The organism is Flavobacterium sp. UBA7663, from assembly GCF_002483315.1.
Classification (GTDB): Bacteria; Bacteroidota; Bacteroidia; order Flavobacteriales; family Flavobacteriaceae; genus Flavobacterium.
Genome location: NZ_DLHR01000024.1, coordinates 26,571 through 43,172, shown reverse-complemented (window position 1 = coordinate 43,172; position 16,602 = coordinate 26,571). Strand labels below are relative to the sequence as shown.

At 32.1% G+C, this 16,602-nt stretch carries 18 protein-coding genes; 10 read left to right on the top strand and 8 right to left on the bottom strand.

Going from position 1 to position 16,602, the window contains the following annotated elements; genetic code table 11:
- Window positions 1-153: 153 nt before the first annotated feature.
- Window positions 154-669 (top strand): shikimate kinase, encoded by a 516-nt coding sequence (locus B2741_RS10690; RefSeq protein WP_291138699.1) that lies wholly within the window; start codon window positions 154-156, stop codon window positions 667-669.
- Here the strand turns inward: B2741_RS10690 and B2741_RS10685 are convergent.
- The 3 genes from B2741_RS10685 to B2741_RS10675 are packed head-to-tail and all read right to left on the bottom strand — an operon-like array spanning window position 661 to window position 2,130.
- Window positions 661-1,155 (bottom strand): phosphoribosyltransferase family protein, encoded by a 495-nt coding sequence (locus B2741_RS10685; protein ID WP_291138697.1) that lies wholly within the window; start codon window positions 1,153-1,155, stop codon window positions 661-663. The genes B2741_RS10690 and B2741_RS10685 overlap by 9 nt on opposite strands.
- 9 nt (window positions 1,156-1,164) lie before the next feature.
- Entirely contained in the window at window positions 1,165-1,731 is a 567-nt protein-coding gene (locus B2741_RS10680; RefSeq protein ID WP_291138695.1) for a methyltransferase domain-containing protein, read from the bottom strand.
- Window positions 1,732-2,130 (bottom strand): RNA-binding S4 domain-containing protein, encoded by a 399-nt coding sequence (locus B2741_RS10675; protein WP_291138693.1) that lies wholly within the window; start codon window positions 2,128-2,130, stop codon window positions 1,732-1,734. It abuts the gene before it with no gap.
- 90 nt (window positions 2,131-2,220) lie between these two features.
- Here B2741_RS10675 and B2741_RS10670 point away from each other — a divergent pair, with 90 nt between their 5' ends.
- The gene (locus B2741_RS10670; RefSeq protein ID WP_291138691.1) at window positions 2,221-3,237 is read left to right on the top strand and encodes an FKBP-type peptidyl-prolyl cis-trans isomerase; all 1,017 of its coding nucleotides are present in this window, start codon (window positions 2,221-2,223) and stop codon (window positions 3,235-3,237) included.
- Between the two features lie 373 nt (window positions 3,238-3,610).
- Here B2741_RS10670 and B2741_RS10665 read toward each other — a convergent pair whose 3' ends face one another.
- Complete coding sequence (locus tag B2741_RS10665; protein ID WP_291138689.1) at window positions 3,611-4,321, bottom strand: DUF4197 domain-containing protein; 711 nt, start codon at window positions 4,319-4,321, stop codon at window positions 3,611-3,613.
- A 128-nt stretch (window positions 4,322-4,449) separates the two neighbouring features.
- On the opposite strand from B2741_RS10665, the gene B2741_RS10660 reads away from it, so the two are divergent.
- The gene (locus B2741_RS10660; RefSeq protein WP_291138687.1) at window positions 4,450-7,875 is read left to right on the top strand and encodes a methylmalonyl-CoA mutase family protein; all 3,426 of its coding nucleotides are present in this window, start codon (window positions 4,450-4,452) and stop codon (window positions 7,873-7,875) included.
- A 67-nt stretch (window positions 7,876-7,942) separates the two neighbouring features.
- A complete protein-coding gene (locus B2741_RS10655) occupies window positions 7,943-8,419 on the top strand; it encodes a GyrI-like domain-containing protein (protein WP_291138685.1) in 477 nt (158 codons plus the stop codon).
- On the opposite strand, the gene B2741_RS10650 is transcribed toward B2741_RS10655, so the two are convergent.
- Entirely contained in the window at window positions 8,416-8,787 is a 372-nt protein-coding gene (locus tag B2741_RS10650) for a YchJ family protein (RefSeq protein ID WP_291138683.1), read from the bottom strand. The genes B2741_RS10655 and B2741_RS10650 overlap by 4 nt on opposite strands.
- 3 nt (window positions 8,788-8,790) lie before the next feature.
- Window positions 8,791-8,967, bottom strand: coding sequence for a hypothetical protein (locus B2741_RS10645; protein ID WP_291138909.1), 177 nt, complete (start codon window positions 8,965-8,967; stop codon window positions 8,791-8,793).
- Window positions 8,968-9,038: 71 nt separating this feature from the next.
- Here B2741_RS10645 and B2741_RS10640 point away from each other — a divergent pair, with 71 nt between their 5' ends.
- Window positions 9,039-9,560 carry a hypothetical protein gene (locus tag B2741_RS10640; RefSeq protein WP_291138681.1) on the top strand — a complete coding sequence of 174 codons (522 nt, stop codon included), beginning with the start codon at window positions 9,039-9,041 and terminating at the stop codon, window positions 9,558-9,560.
- Window positions 9,561-9,605: 45 nt separating this feature from the next.
- On the opposite strand, the gene B2741_RS10635 is transcribed toward B2741_RS10640, so the two are convergent.
- Complete coding sequence (locus tag B2741_RS10635) at window positions 9,606-10,163, bottom strand: DUF1543 domain-containing protein (RefSeq protein WP_291138679.1); 558 nt, start codon at window positions 10,161-10,163, stop codon at window positions 9,606-9,608.
- A 123-nt stretch (window positions 10,164-10,286) separates the two neighbouring features.
- On the opposite strand from B2741_RS10635, the gene B2741_RS10630 reads away from it, so the two are divergent.
- Window positions 10,287-12,473, top strand: a complete 2,187-nt coding sequence (locus B2741_RS10630) for a glutamine synthetase III (RefSeq protein ID WP_291138677.1) — start codon at window positions 10,287-10,289, stop codon at window positions 12,471-12,473.
- Window positions 12,474-12,552: 79 nt separating this feature from the next.
- On the opposite strand, the gene B2741_RS10625 is transcribed toward B2741_RS10630, so the two are convergent.
- Window positions 12,553-13,164 (bottom strand): hypothetical protein, encoded by a 612-nt coding sequence (locus B2741_RS10625; protein ID WP_291138675.1) that lies wholly within the window; start codon window positions 13,162-13,164, stop codon window positions 12,553-12,555.
- A 295-nt stretch (window positions 13,165-13,459) separates the two neighbouring features.
- On the opposite strand from B2741_RS10625, the gene B2741_RS10620 reads away from it, so the two are divergent.
- The 4 genes from B2741_RS10620 to B2741_RS10605 all read left to right on the top strand — a co-directional run bounded on the left by B2741_RS10620 (window position 13,460) and on the right by B2741_RS10605 (window position 16,563).
- Window positions 13,460-14,233 carry an OmpA family protein gene (locus tag B2741_RS10620; RefSeq protein WP_291138673.1) on the top strand — a complete coding sequence of 258 codons (774 nt, stop codon included), beginning with the start codon at window positions 13,460-13,462 and terminating at the stop codon, window positions 14,231-14,233.
- A gap of 127 nt (window positions 14,234-14,360) precedes the next feature.
- Window positions 14,361-15,251, top strand: coding sequence for an OmpA family protein (locus B2741_RS10615; RefSeq protein WP_291138671.1), 891 nt, complete (start codon window positions 14,361-14,363; stop codon window positions 15,249-15,251).
- Between the two features lie 44 nt (window positions 15,252-15,295).
- Window positions 15,296-16,117, top strand: a complete 822-nt coding sequence (locus B2741_RS10610; protein ID WP_291138669.1) for an OmpA family protein — start codon at window positions 15,296-15,298, stop codon at window positions 16,115-16,117.
- Entirely contained in the window at window positions 16,117-16,563 is a 447-nt protein-coding gene (locus B2741_RS10605) for a hypothetical protein (protein ID WP_291138667.1), read from the top strand. Before B2741_RS10610 ends, B2741_RS10605 begins: the two co-directional genes overlap by 1 nt.
- The last annotated feature ends 39 nt before the right edge of the window (window positions 16,564-16,602 follow it).

Below are 16,602 nucleotides of genomic sequence, written 5' to 3'. Positions count from 1 at the left end.
CTCTACCAACTGAGCTACCAAGTCATTTTCTTTTCTTGAATGCGGGTGCAAATATATAAACATTTATTTATTTTCCAATGGGAATTTATTATAAATTTGTCTTTTTTTATAATTAATTTCTTAACCCTTTAATTTATAGAGGATTATTTATATATGAAAGTAGTGTTGTTAGGTTACATGGGTTGTGGTAAGTCAGTAATTGGTGATTTTTTAGCAAAAAAGTTACAAGTATCTTTCTATGATTTGGACGAAGAAATTGAAAAAGTAACTCAAAATTCTATCTCCGAATTGTTTCAAACAAAAGGGGAAATTTATTTTAGAAAAAAGGAAAATGAAGTCTTGAAGACTTTTCTAGATAAGAAAGAAAACTTCGTTTTGAGTTTAGGTGGTGGAACTCCTTGTTACTTTAATAATCATGAATTGTTGCAACAAGATGACGTTTTTTCAATTTACTTGAAGGCTTCTACGGATACTTTAGTAAATCGATTGATAAACGAAAAAGACAAGCGTCCGTTATTACACAATCAAGATGAAGTTTCTTTGAAAGATTTTATCAACAAACATTTATTCGACCGAAACTTTTATTATCATCAAGCTACTAAAATAGTAACAGTTAATAATAAGTCGGTAGAGCAAATTGTAAATGAAATAGAAGCTTTATTAGCTTAAATAAGCGTACGAATTACTTTCTTCAAAAACGACTTGAATATGTTCTTGTAGGGAAGTCGAAAGCGAAATTCCTTTAAAGTCGGCTTTAACTGGATATTTTTTATGGTTTCTGTCTACTAAAACCGCAGTTTTAAATTTGCTTAATGGTACTTCTAAAAAGTGTTTTACACCATAAATTAAAGTAGTTCCAGTGCTCAGTACATCATCAATTAAAACCAATGCTTTGTTTTGATATTCGGCTGATGGAATTGAGGTAGTTACAAGAGATTGCGGATTTTGTTTGTTAATTTTAACTTCACAAAGCGTCACTTTTAAATCGGAAATCAAAGCCAATTCTGCTGCTATTTTTTGAGCAAATAGGTAGCCGTTGTTCGCAATTCCTGCTAAAATAACCTCTTCTTCATTAACAAAAGTTTCGAAAATTTGGTAAGCAATTCGTTTGGTTTTGTGTGCAATTTCTTTGTGCGTTAAAATAATATTTTCCATGTGTTGTTGTTATTTGACCTCAAAGATAAAAAAGAGTTCTTTATTTTCTCGTGGCTTTATCGAATTATATGCGCGTTCTAGTTTTTTAATTTCAAATTTTGGAGCAAATCGGTTGATATATTCTTCTTTTGAACCTCCAAATGGAGGACCTTCGCTAGTTAATGAAAAATCAAAAAGCAATCCTGCTAATTTTCCTCTTGGGTTTAAAATTGAAGCTATTTTTTCAACATATTGAGGTCTCATTTCGGGAGGCAAAGCACAGAAAAAAGTTTGCTCTAAGATTAAATCAAAAGTAGTTTTTAATGTAAAGAAGTCGGCATGCAATAAATTTGAAGCAAATTCTGGTTTTCTTTTTTTGATGTTTTCTAAAGGCGTTTCTGCAATATCAATGACATATACATTTTGAAACCCTTTTTCAATCAAATAGTCGAATTCATAACCATTTCCAGCTCCGGGAATTAAAATTTTTAGATTCTTATTGTTTAATTGGTCAATGTATTCTTTTATTGGAGTAGTAATTTGACCTGCGTCCCAACCCGTTTCTCCTTTTTGATAGCGTTCTTCCCAGTAATTCATTTATTCGGTTTTATTGATATCATCGGTTTCATCACTTTCCCATAAATAATCGTCGATTTCTCTTCGATCTTTTTTTGTAGGACGACCAGTTCCGTTGGCTCTGTAATGTTCTTTCGATAATTTTAGTAATTCCAAATGTTCAAAAGCTTCTTTTGGAGTTTCATCTTTTCTGTACATGTCGACCAATTTTGCTCCCAACCGATTTTGAGGCATATCTATAATGGTTAATTTGTAGTTGATTTGATCTTTACGAAGCGTAATTTTATCGGTAGGAAAAACCTCTCTTGAAGCCTTCGCTACCTGGCCATTAATTGTTATATGTCCTTTTTTTACAGCTTCAGTAGCTATACTTCGGGTCTTATAATACCGTAAACACCATAAAAGTTTATCTATTCGCATAATATAAATCAAAAAACCATGTTAATATTTCTACAAAAATAAATGAAAATTGTATCTTGCGCCCACAAAAAAAGCATAAAAATGAAGAGTTTGATTAAAATAGTATTGGTTTTAGGTTTATTTATTAGTGTTTATTCTTGTCAGCCAGATGATAGCACTTCACTTCAGCCACTTAGACCTTATGATGAAGTATATGAAGAAGATATTCAAAAAATTGAAGATTTCCTTGGAACACATTATTTAACTGTTGATGGAGATTTCAATACTACTTTTACTAAAATTCCAGATGGAGGAACTCAAATTCCAATTTCTGATATGACTGAATTACAATTTGAAGAAGTAAATCTTCACGATATAACTTATAAAGTTTACTATTTAAAGTTAAGAGAAGGAACTGGTGAAAATCCAACTCGAGTTGACTCTACTCTTGTAGGATATAAAGGAAATACTTTTTATAAAACAACGGTGGATGGTGTAGATAATTACACACAAACTGTTTTTGAAGAAAATTCAAACCCAATTTGGTTTAATTTAGATGGAGTGGTTAGAGGATGGGCCGAAATTATTCCTCAATTCAAGATAGGAACATACAGTTCTAATTCTGATGGTACTATTTCTTTTCAAGATTTTGGAGTTGGTGTTATGTTTATACCTTCTGGTTTGGCGTATTTTGCTTCTGGATCGGCTAGTATTCCTTCATATTCTCCATTAATTTTTAATTTTAAACTTTATAATTTAAAACGAATGGATCACGATAGAGATGGAATTTTATCAATGTATGAATATGGAGACCCTTTGGATAGTGGAAGATTTAAGAAAGATCCTATCGATACAGATGGTGATGGCAGACCTGATTATTTAGATGTTGATGATGATGGGGATGGGTATTTGACTAAAAGTGAAATTAAAAAGCCAATTCCATTATTATTCGGCCAAGGAACTAGCTTAAATTATCCATTTGACCCAATTGTAGATGATCCATCTACTCCTTTAGTGGATGAAACAGAGCCAAAAGGAATACCTAGCGCATCTGGTGATGGTTCAACTACAACAAGATTAAGACGACATTTAGATAAAACATCAAAACCACCTTTTACAACATATTAAAATAAAAAAACCCGATTTTACAAAATCGGGTTTTTTTATATGTAGGATAAACAATTCTATTCAAGTGCTATAACTAGAATGAATATATATAAAATGTTGTTGAGCTTGTTTAAGTTATTAAAAATGCTTAGTATAGATTCTCATTTGCAATCGAATAAAATATAAGATAAATATTTTTATATAAAAAAACTCCGACTTTCATCGGAGTGATTTATACTAAACTAACCCTAACTAAATGAGAATTCTATTCTTATTACTTTGCAAATATCCGATGATTTTTCGAATTGTAATGTTAAGGTTGTGTTATTCTTATGTTATTGATTGCTAAAATTTTACGAAAATTTTTTTTCTGTAAAAAATGAACTACAAAATGTTATTTTTTATCTTGTAAAGCAAAAACTTTCTTCAGTAAATCAGAACTTCTAGCGTTTAAATTTGTACGAATTTCTTTCTCTTCTACAGCTACCATTTTAAAAACACCTTCCATAGCTTTGTTTGTAGTATAATCGGTTAAATCTGGATTCACTTTTTTAACTAATGGAATGGAATTGTATTTTGTAATGATATTCGTCCATACTTTATCAGCGCCTACTTTGGCAAACGAATTTTTAATCACAGGATTAAATTTGGCATACAAAGCGTTTGAAGTTGTGTTTTGTAAATAAGTTGTTGCCGAACTTTCATTACCCATTAAAATGTTTTTTGCATCATTAAAGGTCATTTGCTTTACTGCATCCACAAAAATTGGAGTTGCTTCTTTTACAGCATCTTCTGCAGCTCTGTTTAATACTTTTAAACCTTCATCAGCTAAACTGCTCATGCCTATTTGACGCAATTTTTTATCAACCACTTGCAGTTCTTCTGGTAATAAAATTTTTACCGCTTGATTTTTGAAAAAACCATCAGTTACCGTTAATTTTGAAACTTGCTTAGTGATTCCGTTATTCAAAGCTTCTTTTAATCCACTGCCTATTTCTGCCTGACTCAAAATCCCTGTTCCTTGTGGTAGTTGATCCATAACTTGTTGCATTTCGGCACAACTAAATAAACTAAACGCTACTAAACTAAATACTATTTTTTTCACGTTTTTATATTTTGCTAACTAATTTACAAAGATAGTGCCAATTTTCAACAGAATTTATTCTAAAATTTGAATGAAATAAAATTATTAAATTCGTAAATTGCACCCTTTAAAACGAACAAAAATTACACATGGAACTACAAACTCCTTATATTCCTAAAAATAAAGTAAGAATTGTGACCGCAGCGTCACTTTTTGATGGACACGATGCAGCCATTAATATCATGCGTAGAATTATTCAAGCTACGGGTGTTGAGGTTATTCACCTTGGACATGATAGAAGTGTGGAAGAAGTCGTAAATACAGCTATTCAAGAAGATGCTAATGCGATTGCGATGACATCTTACCAAGGAGGTCATAACGAATATTTCAAATACATGTATGATTTGCTTAAAGAAAAAGGAGCAGGTCACATCAAAATATTTGGTGGAGGCGGAGGCGTTATCTTACCTTCTGAAATCTCAGAATTACACGAATACGGAATCGAAAGAATTTATGCTCCAGACGATGGTCGTGCGATGGGATTACAAGGAATGATTAACGATTTAGTACAGCGTTCGGATTATCCAATTGGAGATAAACTAACAGGAGAATTATCGCATATCGAAGAGAAGAACCCAACTGCTATTGCACGATTGATTTCAGCAGCTGAGAATTTTCCAGAAATTGCAAAATCGGTTTTTGATAAAATTCACCAAAAGAATGAAACGTCTAAAATCCCAGTATTAGGAATCACAGGAACAGGTGGTGCCGGAAAATCGTCCTTAGTGGATGAATTAGTGCGTCGTTTTTTAATTGATTTCCCAGAAAAAACAATCGGATTAATTTCAGTTGATCCATCAAAACGTAAAACAGGCGGCGCTTTGTTAGGGGATAGAATTCGTATGAATGCCATCAATAATTCTCGTGTTTATATGCGTTCGTTAGCTACTCGTCAATCGAATTTGGCTTTATCTAAATATGTGGCTGAAGCGATTGAAGTATTGAAAGTGGCTAAATATGATATTATTATTTTAGAAACTTCAGGAATTGGTCAAAGTGATACAGAAATTTTAGAACACTCTGATGTTTCATTATATGTAATGACACCAGAATTTGGAGCAGCAACGCAGTTAGAAAAAATCGATATGTTAGATTTTGCTGATTTAGTGGCTTTGAATAAATTCGACAAACGTGGTGCATTAGATGCCATTCGTGATGTAAAAAAACAATACCAACGCAATCATAATTTATGGGATGTAGATACCGATAAGATGCCAATTTTTGGAACTATCGCTTCGCAATTCAACGACCCAGGAATGAATACGCTTTACAAATCTATCATGGATAAGATTGTAGAGAAAACAGGAGCTGATTTAAAATCGACTTTTGAAATTACACGTGAAATGAGCGAGAAGATTTTCGTAATTCCGCCACACAGAACACGTTATTTATCTGAGATTGCAGAAAACAATAGAAAATACGACGAAACAGCACTTTCTCAAGTAGAAGTAGCTCAAAAATTATACGGAATTTTCAAAACCATTGAAACGGTTAACGGAAATGTTCCGCAATTAGATAAAGCAGGAATTGTTGAGAGTTCTTTAAAAATTACTGCTGATAACAAAGACTTCGTTTCGTTATTGACTAAAGAATTTGACCGAGTAAAAATGAACCTTGACCCATACAATTGGGAAATCATTTTGACTTGGGATGAAAAAGTAAACAAATACAAAAATCCAGTTTATAGTTTTAAAGTTCGTGATAAAGAAATCAAAATTGCTACGCATACTGAATCGTTATCGCATTCTCAAATTCCAAAAGTAGCTTTACCAAAATACCAAGCTTGGGGCGACATTTTAAAATGGAATTTACAAGAAAATGTTCCAGGAGAATTCCCATTCGCATCTGGATTATATCCATTCAAACGCGAAGGTGAAGATCCAAGTAGAATGTTTGCAGGAGAAGGAGGACCAGAACGTACCAACAAACGTTTCCATTATGTTTCTGCGGGGTTACCTGCAAAACGTCTTTCTACAGCTTTTGACTCGGTTACTTTATACGGAAATGATCCACATATTCGTCCTGACATTTATGGAAAAATCGGTAATGCAGGAGTTTCAATTTGTTGCTTAGATGATGCGAAGAAATTATATTCAGGTTTCGATTTAAGTCATCCGTTAACTTCGGTTTCAATGACAATTAATGGACCTGCGCCAATGTTGTTAGGATTCTTTATGAATGCTGCTATCGATCAAAACTGTGAAAAATACATCGTTGAAAATGGTCTACAAGATGAAGTAGAAGCTAAAATCAACGAAATCTATAAGAAAAAAGGCGTAGAGCGTCCAAGATATCAAGGAACTTTACCAGAAGGAAATAATGGCTTAGGTTTAATGCTTTTAGGAGTTACAGGTGACCAAGTTTTACCTTTTGATGTATATCAAGATATTAAAATTAAAACGTTAGCACAAGTACGTGGAACGGTTCAAGCCGATATTTTAAAAGAAGATCAAGCACAAAATACTTGTATTTTCTCTACGGAATTCGCATTGCGTTTGATGGGTGACGTTCAAGAATATTTCATCAAACAAAATGTTCGTAATTTCTATTCCGTTTCGATTTCTGGATATCATATTGCTGAAGCAGGAGCAAATCCTATTACGCAGTTAGCCTTCACGTTGGCAAATGGTTTCACTTATGTAGAATACTATTTAAGTAGAGGAATGAACATCAACGATTTCGGTCCGAACTTATCATTCTTCTTCTCAAACGGAATTGATCCAGAATATGCGGTAATCGGTCGTGTAGCACGTAAAATTTGGGCGAAAGCTTTGAAAAATAAATACGGCGCTAACGAAAGAGCACAAATGTTAAAATATCACATTCAAACTTCTGGACGTTCATTACATGCACAAGAGATTGATTTTAATGATATTCGTACGACTTTACAAGCATTGTATGCAATTTACGACAACTGTAACTCGTTGCATACGAATGCTTATGATGAAGCGATTACAACTCCAACGGAAGAATCAGTGCGTAGAGCAATGGCTATTCAGTTGATTATTAATAAAGAATTAGGTTTAGCGAAAAACGAAAACCCAATTCAAGGTTCGTTCATTATTGAAGAATTAACTGATTTAGTAGAAGATGCGGTTTTACAAGAATTCGACAGAATCACAGAACGTGGTGGAGTTTTGGGTGCAATGGAAACAATGTACCAAAGAAGCAAAATCCAAGAAGAATCATTGTATTACGAAACCTTGAAACATACGGGAGAATTCCCTATTATTGGTGTAAATACGTTCTTGAGTTCTAAAGGTTCACCAACAGTTATTCCAGCTGAGGTTATTCGTGCAACAGAAGAAGAAAAACAATATCAAATTGATATGTTGACCGATTTGCATAAAACAAGTGCAGAAAAAGTAGCCGAGCACATTAACATTTTACAAGAAGCAGCGATTAAGAACCAAAACATTTTCGAAAAATTAATGGATGCAACCAAAGTTTGTTCGTTAGGGCAAATTACAAGTGCATTATTCGAAGTAGGAGGTCAGTATCGACGTAATATGTAATTAGAAATAGATGAATAATTTATAAAAAAGACCTTTCAGAAATGAAAGGTTTTTTTATTTTTGAAGAATGGAGCCAATAATTAAAACATTTCCCGAGACAAAATTCATTGGAATGAATAGTGTAATTTCTTATTCGAATTATCGAATAGGAGAATTATGGGGTAATTTTATGCCACGACGAAATGAAATTCAAAATACAATAGGAACAGAATTATTCAACATTCAAATTAATCCTGATAATTTTGATTTTAATCCGCAAACCGAATTTGTTAAATGGGCTGTGGTTCCAGTAACAGATATTAATTCTATTCCTGATGGAATGCAATCGTTACTAGTTAAAGAAGGATTGTATGTTGTTTTCAATCATGTGGGAGATGCTGTAAAAGCAAGAGAAACCTTTGGTTATATTTTTGGAGTTTGGTTGCCTAGTTCGGAATATCAATTGGATAATCGTCCGCATTTTGAAATATTAGGTAAGAAGTATAAAAACAATAGTCCAGATTCTGAAGAAGAAATTTGGATTCCTATTAAAAGAAAGGCTTAATATTCCCCATCCACATAAAACCATTTTCCGTTTTCTAATTTAAAAGTCGAGTGTTCGTAATGAACTTGCGCTTTCAAATTTTCATCTAAATAATAGGCTTTGAAAGTTACTGTGGTTTCAGTTGAAGCTAAAACTTCTAATTTTAACCATTTATTGGCTTGGCTCCATGCTAAAATATCTTTTTTGTTATGAAACCTTCTTTTAGAAATATGGGTAGTGTTTACCAAATAATCAGCAGCTCCAACTGCAAATGCACTATAACGCGAGCGCATCAATGCTTCTGCATTGGGAGCATTTTTAATTCCTTTTAGATAAGGTTCGCAACAATCTTGAAAGGAAATAGAATTTCCGCAGTAGCAACCCGACATAAATTACGATTTAGATTCGTTGAATTTTCGTTGAATTTCTTTTAATTTTTCGGCACGAGCATTCTTTTTAGCTTTTTCTTTAGATTGTTCTTTGTGTAATTTATCATTGTGTGCCTTAATATTTTTTGGATTGTTTCTTCCCATTTTTATGGTCTTTTTAGAGATTACAAAGATACTCATTTATATTATATGAAAGTTTGGCACAACAATTGGTTATGTTTACATAGGAAATAATTTAAAACTTAAAGATTATGAAGAAAATTACTTTATTGTTGGTTTTTATCGGGATGATAACACTACAAAGTTGCACGGTTAATGAAGAACAAGATAATGTTGATTACGATACAATTAGTGAAGTTTTTGAATATTCAAATGTTGACTTAACTTCAGGAAATGGATATTCTGCATTATTAACTTTTCCTCATGCTACTTATACATCTGATATGGTTTTGGTTTATCGTTTGGTAGGTTATGGTGCTGATGGAGATGTTTGGAAATTATTACCAGAAACCTATTATTTTAACGATGGAACTTTAGATTTTGGTTATAGAAATGATTTTACTCGTTATGATGCTCAAGTAAATTTATTTGGTTACGATTTACCAGGATTGCCTAGTGGAAACAGATTAGACCAAGTGTTCAGAGTTGTTGTTATTCCAGCTTATGTTAATAATAATAAATCAGCGTCAGGAAAATTAGATTTTGAAGATTATAATTCTGTTAAAGAATACTATAAATTAGATACTGCCAAAGTAACTAAGATTAAAATGTAACATAAATATAAAGAGCTATCCAAACTGATAGCTCTTTTTTTGTACCTATATTTTATCAATCTTTAAATAACCAATGTGTTTTTCATCTTCTGAAATTACATTGGTTTTTGTTATTTTCAAACGATATTCCGATTTGAATTTATCCGAAAGTATTTCTTCAATATTGTGAATATCATCTACATCAACACCATATTTGTCATCAATGTGCGATTCTGCTCCTTTGAAACCGCAATGTTTATAGAAAGTAGTTTGCTTTGCTTTTTTGATGGCTTCTGCTTTTGTTTTGGCAACCACTAATACTTTATAATGATATTCTTCAAATTCTCCTTCTTTATAGCCGCCTAAGTTTAAAAAGAATAATTGCTCTTCTTGTTCTAAATTTTCCTCTTTGGAAACCACTTCGATAGCAAATCCATCAATAGAAGTTACTTTTTGCCACGCATCAATATGAATTCTTCCTTTTGCTTCAGGCCAAAACGCATTCATGTCTGGAACCAATTCTTTTAAACTCATTCCAATGCCAAAAAAGATATCGTGTTGTTCGGTAAAGCGTCCTTTTGGGGTGCACCCCAACATAATCATATGTAAATTCACTGTTTTCATAGTGTAAATATAATAAAAAATATTTTTACCCCTAAAAAAATAGGGGTGTATGTAAAAAATATTTAAAAAAAAATATATATTTGCATAACTTTTCAAGGGTATAACTTTAAACACACACAACTTATGTCAACATTTCGTTTTCAAGCTTTAAGAAAAGCAACCGACAGAAAACCTGTTCATGTAGAAGAATTGGACAGAAAATCAGCTATTTTTGGTAGTAATGTTTTTGGCGATAAAGCAATGCGACAGTTTTTAACATCGGAAGCTTATAAAGCAGTTAAAGCGGCAGCAGAAGGAGTAAAAATCGACAGAAAAATCGCCGATTATATTGCTTTGGGAATGAAAGAGTGGGCATTATCAAAAGGAGTAACTCATTATACGCACTGGTTCCAACCATTAACAGGAACCACTGCGGAAAAGCACGATGCTTTCTTCGAAACATTTCCTGATGGAAGTGATCCAGTAGAAAAATTTGGTGGAAGTCAATTAGTACAACAAGAACCAGATGCTTCTTCTTTTCCAAATGGAGGAATTCGTAATACTTTCGAAGCAAGAGGATATACAGCTTGGGATCCAACATCGCCAGCATTTATCTTTGGAACAACTTTATGTATTCCAACGGTTTTCGTTTCGTACACGGGAGAAGCTTTAGATAACAAAACGCCTTTATTAAGAGCGTTACATGCTATCGATTCAGCTGCTATCGATGTAGCGAAATACTTCGATAAAAACGTAAAAAGAGTAACACCAACTTTAGGTTGGGAACAAGAATATTTCTTAGTAGACACTGCTTTAGCCAATTCAAGACCTGATTTATTAGCAACAGGAAGAACGTTGTTAGGTCACACTGCAGCAAAAGGGCAACAATTAGACGATCATTATTTTGGTTCGATTCCGACACGAGTTTTAACGTATATGCGTGATTTGGAAAACCAATGTATGTTATTAGGAATTCCAGTTAAAACACGTCACAACGAAGTAGCGCCTAACCAATTTGAGTTAGCACCAATCTTCGAAGAAACGAATTTAGCGGTTGACCACAACTCGTTATTAATGGATGTAATGCAAAAAGTGGCAGAACGTCACGATTTTAAAGTATTATTCCATGAAAAACCATTCAAAGGAGTAAACGGTTCTGGAAAACATAATAACTGGTCATTAGCAACAGATACTGGAATTAACTTATTATCTCCAGGAAAAACGCCAATGAGCAACTTACAATTCTTGACTTTCTTTATCAATACGATTAAAGCGGTTCATGATTATGAAGAATTGTTAAGAGCATCAATTGCATCAGCTAGTAACGACCACCGTTTAGGAGCTAACGAAGCGCCACCAGCAATTATTTCGGTTTTCATCGGACAACAATTGACTAAGGTGTTAGCAGAATTAGAAGGGGTTTCTCAAGGGAAATTATCTCCAGAAGAAAAAACAGATTTAAAATTAAACGTAGTAGGAAAATTACCAGACGTTTTATTAGATAATACGGATAGAAATAGAACTTCGCCATTTGCTTTCACTGGAAACAAATTTGAGTTTAGAGCAGTTGGTTCTTCAGCAAACTGTGCGGTTTCTATGACGACTTTAAATACAATCGTTGCAAAACAATTAAAAGATTTCAAAATTGAAGTTGATGCTTTAATCGAGAAAAAAGATTTAAAGAAAGACGAAGCAATTTTCAATGTATTGAGAGAATATATCAAGCAAACAAAAGCAATTCTTTTTGAAGGCGATGGTTATAGCGATGCATGGGAAAAAGAAGCTAAAAAACGTGGTTTAAGCAATCACAAAACTACACCAAAAGCATTAAAAGCAAAAGTTTCTAAAAAAGCAATTGAATTGTTTGGAGAAATGGGTGTAATGAATCATATTGAGGTTGAATCACGTTACGAAATTGAATTAGAAGAATACGTGAAAAAAATCCAAATTGAAGGTCGTGTTTTAGGTGATATTGCTCGTAATCATGTAGTTCCAACGGCTATTCGTTACCAAAATGTGTTAATTGAAAACGTAAAAGGATTAAAAGAAATCTTCGGAAAAGACTTTGAAAAAATCGCCAAAGAGCAAATTTCGTTAATCAAAGAAATTTCAGAACACATAGAAGGCATCAACACGAAAGTTGAAAAAATGACCGAAGAACGTAAAAAAGCAAACGCCTTAACGAGTACAGAAAAAATGGCAGACGCTTATTGTGATAAAGTAAAACCATACTTCGAAGAAATTCGTTACCACGCTGACAAATTAGAATTGTTAGTAGACGACGAACTTTGGACATTAACAAAATACAGAGAATTGTTATTTACGAAGTAATTAAAAATAGAAATCCCAATCGAAAGATTGGGATTTTTTTATTTTGGTTCGTAAATTCAATTCCGAGCTATCGGATTTTTCATTTGTTGTCTTTTAGTTTGTCTTTGCAAATATTAGGGAGAAGCCTTACTTGGTTAAGCATTTTCCAAGCTTCATGATTAAAATCTTTTGGTGAGAATCTGAATAGAGGTATGAATGTTTTTGTTTTTTTACAGTAATAACTTTCTATTGTCACATTTAGTTTTATGATTTTTTTAGTAGTAAATGCATCGTAAATTTCTAATATTCCTGTAAAAGTTGTAATTTCTTTTTTTCGTTCTTTTTCTATAAATAACGCTTTTGTTTTTGGGATAATTAATAATGTATCTTCATTGACAACTTTCATCAATCCATCAAAATAGAGCTTAAGATTGTCTTCAAAAAATTTTGTTGTAGGCTTAGTATTTAAATTTATGTCCCAAGCAAAAACATAAGTCCAAAAACCAGTGCTATCAATTTTTTCCCAACCTTTTGCAAACCTGATGTCTTCGTGACCATTAAAATTAATCTCTGGAGCAAACCAAAAGGGTATTTGTATAATTTCTTTACCCCAAGTACTATCCGCTTGTATTAAGTTTATTTCTTCTTTTTGTTGTCCAAACGAATAAATCGAACAATTAAGTAAGATTGATATTATAATTATTTTATTCATATTTTTAATGATTATATTTTCAGGTAAAAATAAATAGAACTGCAAATAGAACTGCAAGTAAAAGTGTAAATAAAACTGTAAAAAATGTAAAAAGAAGTGTAAAAAGCTGGTAGATAGCTCTTCATGATTTACAACTAAATCTTATTCACACTCAAATTTTAGGTTATATTACACATAACTTGTAGGTATGTCTGTAAGTAACAGTTTTATCCTTATTCTAAAGTAGAAAAAAAGTGTACAAAAACTACAGTGATTCTGCTATTTTTACTATTTTCGGTAAACTAAAACATATCTAATGAGAAAACTACTTTTTCTGTTTTTATTACTGTCTTCCATTTCTTTTGGGCAAAATAAGTTTACGGTGTATTTTGATACGGATTCGTATCAATTACAACTTTCTGAATTAAACAGACTAGATAATTTTTTTAAAAACAGAGACTTAAAATTCACCAAACTTATTGGGTATTGTGACTATCGAGCCTCAAATGGTTATAATGATACTTTGGCGTTCAGTAGGGCTAAATTTGTATCGCATATTATTGAAAAACTTACCAACCAAAAACAAATCGAAATCGAAAGTAAAGGCGAAAATTTCGAGCAAAATTCCGATTTGAAATTGAATCGAAAAGTGGAGATTTTCTATGAAGAATTGGTGATAGAAAAAACACTTCCAAAAGAAGATAAAAAGGATTTATCTCAACAAGTTTCAACGGCAAAAGTAGGCGATAAGTTAGTGTTGAAAAACTTACATTTCTACAATCGTTCTGGGATTTTTGTTCCAGAATCGCGCCCTATTTTAGAGGAATTATTGAAAATCATGTTGGCTAATCCTAATTTAAAAATAGAAATTCAAGGTCATATTTGTTGTCAAAAAGGCACCGATGTGGAAGATACGGCAAAAGTAAGAGCTTTAGCGGTTTATAATTATTTGATTAACAATGGAATTAACAAAAACCGATTGAGTTATAAAAGCTTTGGAAGTTCAAAACCAATACACACTATTCCCGAAAATAACGAAGATGAACGAAATGATAACCGTAGAGTAGAAATTCAAATTGTTGCCAATTAATGGATAAAATGATTTGTTTTTAAGTATTTGTAAATGAATTTGTTATATAAATTGAAAAAGTTCTTTTTGATAATAAGTTTTTTTAATACGTTTTATTTTTTATATTCGTTACATTAAAATACCCCAAATGAAATACGTATTACTGCTGTTTGGATTCTTACTTTCAGCACAAGAAAAGGCGAGTTTTTATTTTGATTTTGATCAAGATACGTTTAATCCAAAGCAAAACGAATTGTTTATGACTTGGTTGAACAAAAACGAAAACCGCGAAATTCTAGTAATAAATGGGTATTGCGATTGGTACGGAACTTTTGATTATAACGATACTTTAGCTTATAAAAGAATTCATACGGTTCATGAACAATTAAAAACAAAGGTAAATTCTTCCATTTTCTTTAACGAAAATTTAAAAATTAAAGGTTTTGGAGAACGAGTTCAAACCAGAAAAGAAAGACGTTATAATAGAAGAGTTGACGTTTTTTATACTATTCTTCCTAAGAAAGCAGTGGTGAAAGCAGTGGTTTATGATGATCCAGTAGTGTACACAGGCCAAGTCATAAACAAAGAACCAGAAGTAATTGAAAAGAAAGAAATAATTCAAGTTCCTGATACAGACGATTTAATTGACCCAGTTGGACTTTACAAAAATCCGTATGCAACTGCAAAAGTAGGCGATAAGTTGGTTATGAATAATCTGTATTTTTATGATCGCTCTGGGATTTTCGTTCCGGAATCGTTGCCTGTAATGGAAGAATTATTAGAATTTATGATTACGCATCCAAAGGTGAAAATTGAAATTCAAGGACACATTTGTTGTCAGCTGGGAGAAGATCCAGAAGATATTGCATTAGTTAGAGCAATTTCAGTACATAATTACTTGGTTGCAAATGATATTGATGATAGTAGGTTGTTGTATAAGAGTTTTGGAAGCACACAACCTCTTCATAAAATACCTGAGAGAAACGAAAAAGAACGAAATGAAAATCGTAGAGTAGAAATTCTTATCTTAGAGAATTAATTTGGCATAGTTTTCGACCTAAATTTATTTAAAAAATCCTGTTCATGAAATTTCTATATTCCTTTATATTCTTTGTTTTGTTTCAAATAACCTTTGCTCAAGAACATGTTGTTTTTTATTTCGACAATAATAAGTTCGAATTAAACAAAGTAGAAGCAGCTAAACTTCAAAAATGGATTTCAGAAAATACAACGTCTAAAATTTTATCTATTACAGGTTCAACAGACGAAGTGGGAAGTACTGGTTTTAATGATACTTTATCTCAAAAGCGAGTAAGTCATGTTTTTAACCAAATTAAAGGAAAGGTAAACATCAGACCCGATTTTAAAAGTATTTCATTAGGTGAGAAAGGAGCAACTTCTACTAGCAAAGCCGAAAACAGAAAAGCCATTATTCATTATTTATTAGAAAAAGATTTAGAAAAAGAGAATGAAGTTTTAGGGATAAAAGAAGTTGAGTCAGAAGTGATAATTCCAGATGATGCGCCGTTAGCTGAAAAAGTGAAATTGGCAAAAGTTGGGACGAAAATCACTTTGAAAAACATTAATTTCTATCAAAACACCTTTGCAACCATGCCTGAATCGCAAGGAACGTTGTACGATTTGTTGTTTGTAATGCAAAATAATCCTGAGTTAATAATCGAAATTCAAGGTCACATTTGTTGTATTGATAAAGATTATCGAAATTTGTCTACCGATAGAGCAAAACAAATTAAGCGTTTTCTCGTTTATAATGGTATTCAGGATTATCGTGTAAAAACTAAAGGGTTTGGAGTTTCACAACCGATTTATCCAATTCCAGAAGCAACTCCAGAGCAAGCCGCCGCAAATCGTAGGGTAGAAATTGAAATTTTAAGTAAAAAATAATGAGAAATATACTTGGCTTATTTTTAATAGTTATTGCAGCTTCGTTTGTGGGTTGTAATGATAAGTGTGATGAAGGAAATCAAGCAACGCCAGCATCGTTCTTTGTTGAAATTATAGATGAAACTACTGGTGAAAATGTTTTTGAAAATGAAACTTATACTGCCCAACAAATAACTATCCAAGATTTAGAGGAAGCTTCTATTCCATATGAGTTTATCGAAAATTTGAATGTAATTCAGATATTTCCTCCGGTTTCAAATGCAACAGTAAATTCTTTTATTATTAAATTAAATAATGAAGCAACGTTACAAATGGATGAAATTGATGTCAATTATGATGTTTCATCTATTGTTGGTGAATGTTTTACAACTTTTAAAATTGAAAATATTTTGTTTCCAAACAACGATTCGGAATTTGTTGAAACTGTTCATGTTATAAAAATTTAACAAATTCTAAATTCATACTTCTAAATTCTAAATTTTAGA

Coding starts and splice junctions, on each gene's coding strand:
- B2741_RS10620 (WP_291138673.1), top strand. CDS start 13,460: ATGAGAAAACTACTTTTTCTGTTTTTATTACTGTCTTCCATTTCTTTT.
- B2741_RS10675 (WP_291138693.1), bottom strand. CDS start 2,130: ATGCGAATAGATAAACTTTTATGGTGTTTACGGTATTATAAGACCCGA.
- B2741_RS10610 (WP_291138669.1), top strand. CDS start 15,296: ATGAAATTTCTATATTCCTTTATATTCTTTGTTTTGTTTCAAATAACC.
- B2741_RS10635 (WP_291138679.1), bottom strand. CDS start 10,163: ATGAAAACAGTGAATTTACATATGATTATGTTGGGGTGCACCCCAAAA.
- B2741_RS10660 (WP_291138687.1), top strand. CDS start 4,450: ATGGAACTACAAACTCCTTATATTCCTAAAAATAAAGTAAGAATTGTG.
- B2741_RS10630 (WP_291138677.1), top strand. CDS start 10,287: ATGTCAACATTTCGTTTTCAAGCTTTAAGAAAAGCAACCGACAGAAAA.
- B2741_RS10640 (WP_291138681.1), top strand. CDS start 9,039: ATGAAGAAAATTACTTTATTGTTGGTTTTTATCGGGATGATAACACTA.
- B2741_RS10625 (WP_291138675.1), bottom strand. CDS start 13,164: ATGAATAAAATAATTATAATATCAATCTTACTTAATTGTTCGATTTAT.
- B2741_RS10655 (WP_291138685.1), top strand. CDS start 7,943: ATGGAGCCAATAATTAAAACATTTCCCGAGACAAAATTCATTGGAATG.
- B2741_RS10645 (WP_291138909.1), bottom strand. CDS start 8,967: ATGAGTATCTTTGTAATCTCTAAAAAGACCATAAAAATGGGAAGAAAC.
- B2741_RS10605 (WP_291138667.1), top strand. CDS start 16,117: ATGAGAAATATACTTGGCTTATTTTTAATAGTTATTGCAGCTTCGTTT.
- B2741_RS10615 (WP_291138671.1), top strand. CDS start 14,361: ATGAAATACGTATTACTGCTGTTTGGATTCTTACTTTCAGCACAAGAA.
- B2741_RS10650 (WP_291138683.1), bottom strand. CDS start 8,787: ATGTCGGGTTGCTACTGCGGAAATTCTATTTCCTTTCAAGATTGTTGC.
- B2741_RS10685 (WP_291138697.1), bottom strand. CDS start 1,155: ATGGAAAATATTATTTTAACGCACAAAGAAATTGCACACAAAACCAAA.
- B2741_RS10680 (WP_291138695.1), bottom strand. CDS start 1,731: ATGAATTACTGGGAAGAACGCTATCAAAAAGGAGAAACGGGTTGGGAC.
- B2741_RS10690 (WP_291138699.1), top strand. CDS start 154: ATGAAAGTAGTGTTGTTAGGTTACATGGGTTGTGGTAAGTCAGTAATT.